The organism is Zoogloea sp. (genome assembly GCF_044344315.1).
In the GTDB taxonomy this organism is placed as follows: domain Bacteria; phylum Pseudomonadota; class Gammaproteobacteria; order Burkholderiales; family Rhodocyclaceae; genus Zoogloea.
The window spans coordinates 1-10555 of the sequence record NZ_JBIJDC010000146.1 but is presented as its reverse complement, the minus strand read 5'-3'; the positions used below and the strand labels follow the sequence as shown (position 1 = coordinate 10555).

The following is a 10555-nucleotide window of genomic DNA, read 5'->3' as shown; positions in this document are numbered from 1 at the left end:
GGGCTTTTCGGATGCACCGAGCCCCTGCGGAACTTGAGTCGGGTACTGGCCGTTGATCACCTGCATTTCCTTTCCCCTCTGGCGTGCCGACTGGAGGTGATGACGGGCGGAAAAAGGGCTTCGCATGTTTGAGCCCGCAGGGCGAGTTTGCGAAGACCCCGCCCGGCATCGCCGGAGGGAGGGAACCCCCGAAGGGGGCGCGACAGCGGGGTACGCTTTCTTGCCGACTTCTTTGTCGTACAACAAAGAAGTCGGTCGCCCGCCGGGGCGAGACCCGGCCAACGTTACGCCAATAACGGAAAAGCCGGCCAGTAAAGGCTCAGCCTAAAAAAAATCGAATTCGACACCCCACAAGGCGCGACCTCACTCCTTACGCGGGCACCGCCACTGGAGTCACCTGAGGGAAATGGCAGCGCACCACCCGACTGTCCGACAGGCGGGTTTCTTCGGGATAAGTGCTGCGGCACACCTCGCTGGCGTGTTCGCAGCGCGGGTGAAAATGGCAGCCTGAGGGCGGGTTGAAAGCCGAAGGCATGTCACCCCGGGTCGCCTCCCCGGCCCGGACTCCAGCCCGGCTGTTGGCCTCGATGCGTGGCACCGCCGCCAGCAGCATGCGGGTGTAGGGGTGGCGTGGATTGCGCAGGACCTCTTCGGCCGTGCCCCGCTCCACGATGCGCCCCAGGTACATCACGGCCACATGGTGGGCCAGGTAGTCCACCACGGCCAGGTTGTGGGTGATGAACAGATAGGACAAGCCGTACTCGGCCTGCAGCTCCCGAAGCAGGTTGAGGATCTGGGCCTGTACCGACACATCCAGGGCGCTCGTCGGTTCATCACAGACGATCAGCCTGGGTGACACGGCCAGGGCCCGGGCAATGGCGATGCGCTGGCGCTGACCGCCGGAAAACTCATGGGGAAAGCGGTGGCGCATGGCCGGATCGAGGCCGACCCGCGCCAGCAGTGCGTCCACCCGGGCCTGCCGGCTGGACGCGTCGGGTTCCACCCCCAGGGCCTGCATGCCCTCCTCCAGGATCTCGCCCACCCGCATGCGCGGGTCGAGGGAGCTGAAGGGGTCCTGGAAGATCATCTGCAGATCCCGGCGCAGGGGCTGCCACTGACCTGGAGGCAGGGACAAGAGCTCCTGACCACCGTAATGGACCTGGCCACCGCTGGCCGGCACCAGCTTGAGGAGCGCCTTGCCGGCGGTGGTCTTGCCGCAGCCGGATTCACCCACCAAGGCCAGGGTTTCGCCTGCGGGCACCTGCAGGGAAACTCCGTCCACCGCCTTCACATGGCCCACCACGCGCCGGAACAAACCCTTGCGGACCGGAAAGTGCACCTGCAGGGCGGCGATATCGAGAACCTTGCCGGCTTCGGCCGGGCGGACTTCCGGCGCGGCCGGCCGCGACGGCGTCTGCACCCAGCCCATGCGCCCGTTGGGATCGTAGAGATGGCAGCGCACCATCTGCCTCCCCACCCCATGCAGGGCCGGTGGTGTGCGCCGGCAAGGGTCCTGGACCTGCGGGCAACGCTCGGCAAAACGGCAGCCCTCCTGGCGCTCGCCGAGACGGGGCACCTGCCCGACGATGGTCTCCAGGGCCCGGCCGCGCTGGGCCGGGGTGGGCAGGGCCGCGAACAGCTTGCGGGAATAGGGATGCAGCGGCTTACTGAAGAAGTCTTCCCGGTCGCCGGTTTCCACCAGTTCGCCGGCATACATGACCCCCACCCGGTGGGCCATGCGCGACACCACGCCCAGGTCGTGGGTGATCAGCAGCATGCCCATGCCACGGCGGGCCTGGAGATCAGCCAGCAGATCGAGCACCTGGGCCTGGATGGTCACGTCGAGGGCCGTGGTGGGCTCATCGGCGATCAGCAGGCGGGGGTCGCCCGCCAGGGCGATGGCGATCATCACCCGCTGCTTCATGCCACCAGACAGCTGGAAGGGGTATTCGGACAGGCGCCGCCGGGGGTCGGGAATGCCCACCGCATCGAGCAAGCGCTCGGCTTCGTCCCAGGCCGGCTTGCCATGCAGGCCCCGGTGGCGAACCAGCACTTCACCGATCTGGTCGCCGACGGTCATCACCGGATTGAGGCTGGTGGCCGGCTCCTGAAAGATCATCGCCAGGTGCTTGCCGCGGATGTCGCGCATGCGGGTTTCCGGCAGATCCTGCAGGGCTTCGCCAGCAAGGCTGACCGACCCTTCGGCAATCCGCCCACCCGCCGGCAGCAGGCGCATGCAGGCCAGGGCCGTCATGGACTTGCCGCAGCCGGACTCCCCGACCAGGGCCAGGGTCTTGCCGGCCGGCACGTCGAAGCTGATGCCATCCACCGGACGCACCGGCTTGCTCCGGGCGCCGAGTTCCACCCGCAACCCCTCGACACGCAGCAGGGCCGGGCCTTCCTTGTCCAGTTTGTTCATCGCAAAGAAAACGGACCGCAGAGCGGCCCGTTCAAGTCAGGGGCCCATCAGGGCACACGCGTGAAAGACCACCGGCTGCCCCGACCCCCTCCACCACCTCGCGCCTGCACGTGTAATGTCAATGCGGCAGATGCATGGACCGGGAGGTGAGCCGCGTAGCGGACTGGCTCACACGCTCTCAGAGGGTCTGAAGAAATCGTAGCGAGCGGTTCGAGTTCGCCCCGAGAAGCGCAGCCGTACAAGGGTACGGTGAGCATCGCAGGGGCGAACTCGGACCGCGCAGTAGATTTATTCACACCCTCTTAGTGGTGGTGACCACCCTCGCCATGCACATGACCGTGGCCGATTTCCTCGGCGCTGGCAGTGCGGACTTCCTTGACGGTGATGTCGAAGATCAGCGCGGTGCCGGCCAGGGGATGGTTGCCATCCACCACCACCTTGCCGTCGGCGATGTCGGTGATGCGATAGACCTCGTCCTCTTCACCATCTTCACCGACACGCTCGAAGGACATGCCGACTTCGATGTTGTCGGGGAACAGGGAAGCCTCCTCCACCAGCACCAGCTCTTCGTCGTACTCGCCGAAGGCATCTTCGGGCAGCAGCTTGACCTTGGCGTTGTCGCCCACCTTCTTGCCGTGCAGGGCTTCCTCGATCACCGCGAAGATGCCGTCGTAACCGCCGTGCAGGTACACCAGCGGATGCTGGCCGTCGTCGATCACATTGCCATCCGGATCAGTGACCGTGTAGTTAAGCGTTACGACCGTGTTCTTGGCGATTTCCATTTACATTCCTTGAGTTGAGCTGCTTGATCAGCTGGAAGACTTCGGCGGCATGGCCGCGCGGATTGATATCGTGCAGTACGTGCTGCAAAACCCCATCTGCAGAAATGATGAAGGTCGAGCGGCGCACATTGCGTTTCATGATCCCATTCACCAGCGCCGACTGCCACACCCCGTAGAGCTTGCACACCTCGCCCTCCTCGTCGGAGAGCAGTTCGACTGACAGGCCGTGCTCATCGCGAAAATCCGCGTGCGTCATGCAGTCGTCGGGGCTTATGCCGACCACGATGCACTTTTCCTTCTCGAAATCGGCATCGTGATCGCTGAAGTCGATGGCCTGGCGGGTGCAGCCGGGAGTGTTGTCACGGGGGTAGAAATACAGGACCACATGATGGGAACCCAGCACCGACGCCAGATCGAACATCTCCATGTCGGCATCGGGCAGGGAAAAGAGCGGAGCCGGCTCGCCTTCGCGGGGCTCGGTCGGCACGGCTGGGGATTCTAACCGAGCCGCTTTGAGAACTCTACCCGAAGCGTGTTGGGGACTGACATGCATGAAGATCTCCTCCGGGGGCTGTGGGCTCTGGATTGAACCCTTGCTGATTGGGCGATACGACTTGCGCTGTTCTCTGTTCTTGTCTTTTTGTGTTTTGGCCACCACGAGGGCGGTACGCTTTTCAGCCTGCGTCCTTGAAGGGATAGCCCATGGGGGCCGGGTGCTCAAGGGAATTGTGATTCTTGTTTGACGTTTGTCACGGCGTAACGCGCCCTTACGTAAGGATGCGACAACTTGCGATTGGCAAAAACCTGTATAAAATTACACAAAACCTACAGGAGTCCCCATGTCAGACACACTCACCTCCCGTCAGCAGGAGATCCTGCAACTCATCCGCGACACCGTCGAGCAGGAAGGCCGCCCCCCCACCCGGGCCGAGATCTGCACCGCCTTCGGCTTCCGCTCCCCCAACGCAGCGGAAACCCACCTCCGCGCCCTCGCCGCCAAGGGTGCCATCACCCTTGAAGAAGGCCGCGCCCGGGGCATACGCCTGATGGAAGCCCTCGGCCTGCCCCTGATCGGGCGGGTTGCCGCCGGCAGCCCCATCCTCGCTGCCGAGCACGTCCAGGGCCGCTACCAGGTAGACCCCGGCCTGTTCTCTCCCCGCGCCGACTACCTGCTCAAGGTGCGCGGCATGAGCATGCGCGACGCCGGCATCCTCGATGGCGACCTGCTGGCCGTCCACCGCACCACCGAAGTCCGCAACGGCCAGATCGTCGTCGCCCGGGTGGAGGACGAAGTCACCGTCAAGCGCCTGGCCCGCAAGGGGCCCATCGTCGAGCTGCTCCCCGCCAACCCGGAATTTGAACCCATCGTGGTGGATACCCGCAGTTCGCCCCTGGAGATCGAAGGCCTCGCGGTCGGCCTCATCCGCTCTGATCCCCTCTGAGTCCGTCGGCACCCGCGCACAAGCACCATGGCCAACCCGGCTGCCCTCTCCGTCACCCCCCTCTCCGCCCTCGAGCACCTGGTCTGGCGGGGTGACCGGCTGGCCGTCGAGGCGGCCCCCGGGCGGCCCACCGGCTACCCGGCCCTGGACGCCGTGCTGCCCGGCGGCGGATGGCCAACGGGCGCTCTCACCGAGCTGCTGATTCCCCATTTCGGCGTCGGCGAATTCGGGCTCCTGCTGCCCCAGCTGCGCAACATTCCCACCGGGCGCTGGGGCGTGTGCATCGCGCCCCCCAGCCTGCCCTATGCACCGGCCCTCGCCTCAGCCGGTGTCCCCCTCGGGCGTCTGCTGCTGGTGCAGGCCGAAAGCCCGGCCCATGCCCGCTGGGCATGCCGCCAGGCCCTGGCCTCGCGCAGCTGCGAGATCGTCCTGCTGTGGCTGGCCGAGGCCGACATGGCCGCCCTGCGCCGCCTGCAACTGGCCGCAGAAGACAGCGCCACCCCCCTGATCCTGCTGCGTCCGGCCAGCGTCGCCAGCCAGGCCTCCCCGGCCGTGCTGCGCCTGGGGCTGAGTGCCGACCAGGGAGGCCTCCAGATCCGTGTGCTCAAGCGCCGCGGGCCCATGTTGACTGCCCCCGTGCATCTCGCGCTGCCCTGGGCCGCCGCCCGCCCCCGCCCCGATCTGGCCACAGCGGCAGGGAGCAGCGCTGACACATCCTCCTCCCGTCCTCACTCCGGCAATCACGCCTCCGTCCATGCTCTGGTGCGCCCTCGTCCTGCCCGATCTGGCCCTGCAGATTTTCACGCGGGGGCGCAGTGAAGCCGCCCCGCTGGCCATTCTCGGCCCCCGCCCGCAACTCCGCGTGGTGGCAGCGGATCCGGCAGCAATGGCATGCGGCGTGGAGCCAGGGATCAGCCGCGCCAGTGCTCTGGCCCTAGTTCCCCAGCTGCATCTGCAGGAGCAAGCCCCCGCCCTCGAAAGCGCCGCCTTGGCCGAGATCGCCACCTGGGCCGGTCGCTTCACCTCCAGCATCAGTCTCGACCCACCCGACACCGTGCTGCTCGAAGTCCAGGCCAGCCTGCGTCTCTTCGGCGGACTCACGCCCCTGTGCGCAGCGATCAACGAGAACCTGGGCGAACTCGGCTTTACCGGGCAGCTGGCCGTCGCCCCCACCCCGCTGGCAGCCCGCTGGCTGGCCCGCTGCGCCCCGGGTAGCCTGATCGACGCGGAGGCCGGGCTGGGGGCGGCCCTCGACCCGCTGCCCCTGGCCGTCCTGGGCGACGGCAACGGCGCGGCAACATCCGCCAGCCTGGATCTTCTCGTCGGCATCGGTGCCCGTGTCCTGGCCGACGTGCGGCGCCTGCCCCGCAGTGGCCTGGCCCGGCGCCACGCGCGGGCCGTCACCACGCAGCTCGATCGGGCCTACGCCACCGTTCCCGACCCGCGGCCGTGGTTCGTGCCTCCCGAGCGCTACGCTGCCCGCCTGCCCCTGCCGGCGCCCACCGACCAGGTGGACACCCTGCTGTTCGGCGTGCGCCGCCTGCTCGTCGGCCTCTCCGGCTGGCTGGATGCCCGCCAGGCCGGGCTCGAGCGCTTCACCCTGGTGCTTGAGTACGAACGCCACCGCCAGGGCAGTGAAAGCCGTGAAGAGTCACGGGAGATCGTGCTGGGCGCCCTGTCGCGGGACATGGCCCGCTGCCAGCTGCTGGCCCGCGAGCACCTCACCCGCAGCCCCTTGCCCGCACAGGTGGACGCCCTGCGCCTGGAAGCCGATGCGCCCCAAGCGCTCGCCCCGCCCCGCACCGACTTTTTCGATGGCGACGATGGGCAGCAGGGAGACCCGGGGCTGCTCCTCGCCACCCTGCGGGCGCGTCTCGGACATACTGCGGTGCGCTGCCTGGCCGCTCACCCGGACCACCGCCCCGAGCGGGCCTGGCGCTGGACCGAACCCGTCCCCGTCGACAAGGCTGCGCCTCCCGGGCCCCTCGACCTGCCCTCCTCCCCGCGCCCCCTGTGGCTGCTGCCCACCCCCCGGCCCATGGCCCGCCCCCCGACAGAGAGCCTGCTCGCCGGGCCCGAACGCATCGAAGCGGGCTGGTGGGACGGGCCCGGCGCGGAAGTGAGCCGGGACTACTTCGTCGCCCGCAGCCACGACGACTGCCTGGTGTGGATCTTCCAGGAACGTCAGCCGCCCCACGGCTGGTTTGTCCATGGCTACTTCAATTGAAAGCCTGTGAATAAGCCCATTCCACCAAATGGGTGAAGCGAAACGAGCTTTCCGGAGGCTCCAACGCTGACTGGAGGGCCCGTGGGGGCATCAACGCTCGCCACGATCCCCGCACACGCTCCGAGCGCCTGTGAATCGCTACACTACGTCCCCCATGAGCCACAACACAGCCCAACCCGGCCTCGCCCGCCGCATCATCGACCTCGCCTGGCCGGTGCTGATCGCCCAGCTGTCCTCGATGACACAGATGGTCAGTGACACTGTGCTGACCGGTCGTTACGGCACCACCGACCTGGCGGCCGTGGCCGTCGGCAGCGGCATCTACATCTCCATCGTGATGCTGATGGTCGGCATCCTGCAGGCGGTCGCCCCCACCGTGGCCCATCACGTGGGCGCCGGACGCAAGGACGCCATCGGCCCGGCCGTGCAGCAGGGCTTCTGGCTGGCCCTGGGGCTGGCCATTCCGGCCGTGCTCTTCCTGCGCCACCCGGATTGGCTGATGCAGCTTTCCGAGATCAGCCCGGAAGTCGAGGCCGGCGCCCGGGACTATCTGTCGACGATTGCCTGGGGGCTGCCCGCGGTGCTGCTCTACCGCACCTTCTACGCCTTCACCAACGCCCTGGGCCGCACCCGGGTGCTGATGGCGATCAGCCTCACCACCACCGCCGTGCACATTCCCCTCTCGTGGGCCCTGATCAACGGGTATCTGCCGGGCGTCCCCGCTCTGGGGGGTACCGGCTGTGCCGTCTCGAGTGCCTGCATGGGCTGGCTCGCGCTGGTGTGTGCCGGCCTGCATGTGCTGCGTGCGCCGGCCTACACAACCTACCAGCTGTTCTCCCGCTGGACACGCCCCCGGGCAGGGCCCATCGGCGAATTGCTGCGCCTGGGCCTGCCCATGGGCTTTTCCAGCTTCGTGGAGATCACCGCCTTCACCCTGATCGCCCTGCTGGTGGCCCGGCTCGGCGCCACGGTGGTGGCCGGCCACCGCATTGTCGGCAACCTGTCGGCCCTCATCTACATGCTGCCTCTGGCCCTGGCCATTGCCACCCTGGTGCTGGTCGGCCAGGCCCTTGGCGCCCGGGACGGGCACGCCGCCCGGCAGGCCGCACGAGTCGGGATTCTGCTGGCCACCGGCCTGTCCACCCTGGTCAGCATCATCGCCTGGTTGTATCGCGATGCCCTGATGACGGCCTATACCGCCGATCAGGCGGTCAGCAGCCTGGCCGTGTCCCTGGTGATCTACATCTGCCTGTACCAGTTCTTCGACGCCATACAGACCGTCGCCGCCCATGCCCTGCGTGGTTACAAGATCACCTTCGGCCCGATGCTCGTGCACACCCTGTGCTTCTGGGGCATCGGCCTCGCGGGGGGCTACGGACTGGCCTACCACGGCCTCGGCAGCCTGTTGCCGCCCCAGGGGGTGGCCGGGTTCTGGCAGGCCTGCGTGCTCAGCAACATGGCCGCCGCACTGCTCTTCGGCACCTACCTACATATGGTGTCGCGCCACACAACCCGCTCTGTCAACGTGGATTAACAAATCATCGATAAAGTAAGCCTATGAAGAAGACCGTATCGCTATGCCTGCTCCAGGCTCTTGCCCTGCCAGCCTTGGCTGCCCGCCCCTTCGTGACCGACGATGCCCGCCTGACCACGGCCGGCAGTTGCCAGCTCGAAAGCTGGATGCGTGTCTATCCGGAAAGCCGTGAAGTGTGGGCCCTGCCGGCCTGCAACCCGTGGGGCAATCTGGAATTCACCTTTGGCGGCGGACGCGCCAAGAACAGCGGCGAGAACGCCACCCGGGACTACATGTTCCAGTTCAAGACGCTCTTCCGCCCCCTGGAGACCAACAGCTGGGGCTGGGGCCTCGCCGCCGGCAGCGTGCAGCATCCGGACATCAATCCCGGCCCCAACCTGCTCGGCAACACCTTTGTCTATGTGCCGATCTCCTTCTCCTTCGCCGAGGACAAGGTGGTGCTTCATCACAACCTGGGCTGGCTGAAGGACAAGGCCACCGGGGACCACCGCCTCACCTGGGGGTTGGGCGGGGAGTTTCACGTGAGCCAACGCCTCACAGCCATTGCCGAAGCCTTCGGCGACAACCGCAGCGGCCCCTTCTGGCAGGCCGGCGCCCGCTTCGCCATCGTGCCGGAGCGCGTCCAGGTGGATGCCACCTTCGGGCGTGAACTGAACGGCTCCACCGACAATCGCTGGTTTTCCTTCGGCCTGCGCCTGACCCCCGACCGCTTCCTCTGAGTTGCTGCGCCCCAGGTGCAGCCACGGAGCATGGGGGCCACCCCTACAGCGCTTCAGCCCCCCAGCCAGGCGTCCCTGAGCGCCACGTGCGCGGGGCTGCCCCCGTCCTCCACCAGGCTCAGCTTTGCCGTATCCCGGGGCGCCTCCTGCAGGCTCACCGCGAAGTGCATCAGCTCGTCCCGGCGGAAGGCGTGGATCTCCACCTCCTCACCGGCCAGACGGCGGGCCAACAGCTTGTCCAGATTGCCCGCATTCACCTTCAGGCCATCCAGGGCCACCAGCACATCCCCCGCCGACAGGCCGGCAGCCTGGGCCGCCCCACCATCGAAGACATTGGCCAGGCGCACGGCATCGCCATCGGCCGCCGTGCGCACGCCCAGGCCAGGCGCCGTTGTCGCCGCTTCCCAGATCAGGCTCACGTCCACCCGCTTGAGCCAGGCTTCGAGGGGCAGTTCATCGGTGCCCTCCACCAGGGCCTGCAGCCAGCGGCCGGTCTCCACGCCACCGATTTCCGATGCCAGCGCAAACAGGCCGTCCTCAGCCACCCCCACCCCGGTCTGGCCATGGCGCAGCCACAGGGCGCGCATCAGGTCATCGAGACTGCGGGCGCCCCCGCTTTCCACGCGCAGGCGCAGATCCAGGAGCAGGGCCACCAGGGAACCCTTGGTGTAGTAGCTGACGATGGCGTTGGGGCTGTTCTCATCCTGACGGTAGTACTTTGTCCACGCCTCGAAGGACGACTCCGCCACGCTCTGCTTGCGGCGGCCACTGCCCTTGTGCACCTGGGTGAGGGTCTTGCCGAGGAGACCCAGGTAGTCGGCCACGCTGATGCGCCCGCTGCGCACCAGCATCAGGTCGTCGTAGTAGGAGGTGAAGCCCTCAAAGGCCCACAGCAGGCGGGTGTAGTTCTCCCGGGAGAGGTCGTAGGGCACAAAGGCCGCCGGCTTGATGCGCTTGACGTTCCAGGTGTGGAAGTACTCATGGCTGCACAGGCCCAGAAACTGGCGATAGCCCTCACTCGGCGCATCCAGGCCCACATGGGGGAGATCGGCCCGGCTGCACAGCAGGGCCGTGGAAGCCCGGTGTTCGAGCCCGCCGTAGCCATCTCCCACCGCCATGACCAGGAACACATAGCGGTCCATCGGCGCGGGCTCGCCAAACAGGCGGATCTGCGCCTCGCAGATGGGCTTCAGGTCCTCCACCAGGCGGCCCAGGTCGCAGTCGTGGCGGCCGGTGATGGCCACCGCATGGGGCACCCCGCAGGCGTCGAACTCGGCCAGGCTGAAGCGCCCCATCTCCACCGGGTGATCGATCAGGGCATCGTAGTCCGGCGCCCGGTACAGGCCAAAACCGTAAGGCTCGGCGGCCCCCTGCTCGCCCTCGGCTTCGGGCAGGCTGGTGGCCACCCGCCAGCCCGCGTCCTCCATGCCCA

At 67.4% G+C, this 10555-nt stretch carries 9 protein-coding genes; 5 read left to right on the top strand and 4 right to left on the bottom strand.

The genetic code is table 11. From position 1 onward, the window contains the following. Positions 1–370: 370 nt before the first annotated feature. The 3 genes from ACIQ09_RS20630 to ACIQ09_RS20620 all read right to left on the bottom strand — a co-directional run bounded on the left by ACIQ09_RS20630 (position 371) and on the right by ACIQ09_RS20620 (position 3754). The gene (locus ACIQ09_RS20630; protein WP_398314051.1) at positions 371–2419 is read right to left on the bottom strand and encodes a dipeptide ABC transporter ATP-binding protein; all 2049 of its coding nucleotides are present in this window, start codon (positions 2417–2419) and stop codon (positions 371–373) included. 302 nt (positions 2420–2721) lie between these two features. After that, positions 2722–3201, bottom strand: coding sequence for a peptidylprolyl isomerase (locus tag ACIQ09_RS20625; protein WP_398314049.1), 480 nt, complete (start codon positions 3199–3201; stop codon positions 2722–2724). Next, positions 3167–3754 (bottom strand): peroxiredoxin, encoded by a 588-nt coding sequence (locus ACIQ09_RS20620; RefSeq protein WP_398314047.1) that lies wholly within the window; start codon positions 3752–3754, stop codon positions 3167–3169. Before ACIQ09_RS20620 ends, ACIQ09_RS20625 begins: the two co-directional genes overlap by 35 nt. Before the next feature lie 286 nt (positions 3755–4040). Between ACIQ09_RS20620 and lexA the strand changes: the two genes are divergently transcribed. The 5 genes from lexA to ACIQ09_RS20595 all read left to right on the top strand — a co-directional run bounded on the left by lexA (position 4041) and on the right by ACIQ09_RS20595 (position 9123). Beyond that, entirely contained in the window at positions 4041–4643 is a 603-nt protein-coding gene (lexA, locus tag ACIQ09_RS20615; RefSeq protein ID WP_296414044.1) for a transcriptional repressor LexA, read from the top strand. A gap of 27 nt (positions 4644–4670) precedes the next feature. Further along, positions 4671–5462, top strand: a complete 792-nt coding sequence (imuA, locus tag ACIQ09_RS20610; RefSeq protein ID WP_398314044.1) for a translesion DNA synthesis-associated protein ImuA — start codon at positions 4671–4673, stop codon at positions 5460–5462. Then, positions 5398–6870 (top strand): Y-family DNA polymerase, encoded by a 1473-nt coding sequence (locus tag ACIQ09_RS20605; RefSeq protein ID WP_398314042.1) that lies wholly within the window; start codon positions 5398–5400, stop codon positions 6868–6870. Before imuA ends, ACIQ09_RS20605 begins: the two co-directional genes overlap by 65 nt. A 154-nt stretch (positions 6871–7024) precedes the next feature. Further along, on the top strand, positions 7025–8404 hold the full coding sequence (locus ACIQ09_RS20600) for an MATE family efflux transporter (protein ID WP_398314040.1): 1380 nt from the start codon (positions 7025–7027) through the stop codon (positions 8402–8404). A gap of 23 nt (positions 8405–8427) precedes the next feature. After that, on the top strand, positions 8428–9123 hold the full coding sequence (locus ACIQ09_RS20595) for a hypothetical protein (RefSeq protein WP_398314038.1): 696 nt from the start codon (positions 8428–8430) through the stop codon (positions 9121–9123). Between the two features lie 53 nt (positions 9124–9176). Here the strand turns inward: ACIQ09_RS20595 and ACIQ09_RS20590 are convergent. Beyond that, positions 9177–10555: M61 family metallopeptidase (locus tag ACIQ09_RS20590; protein ID WP_398314036.1), on the bottom strand; the 1379-nt coding region annotated here is incomplete at its 5' end.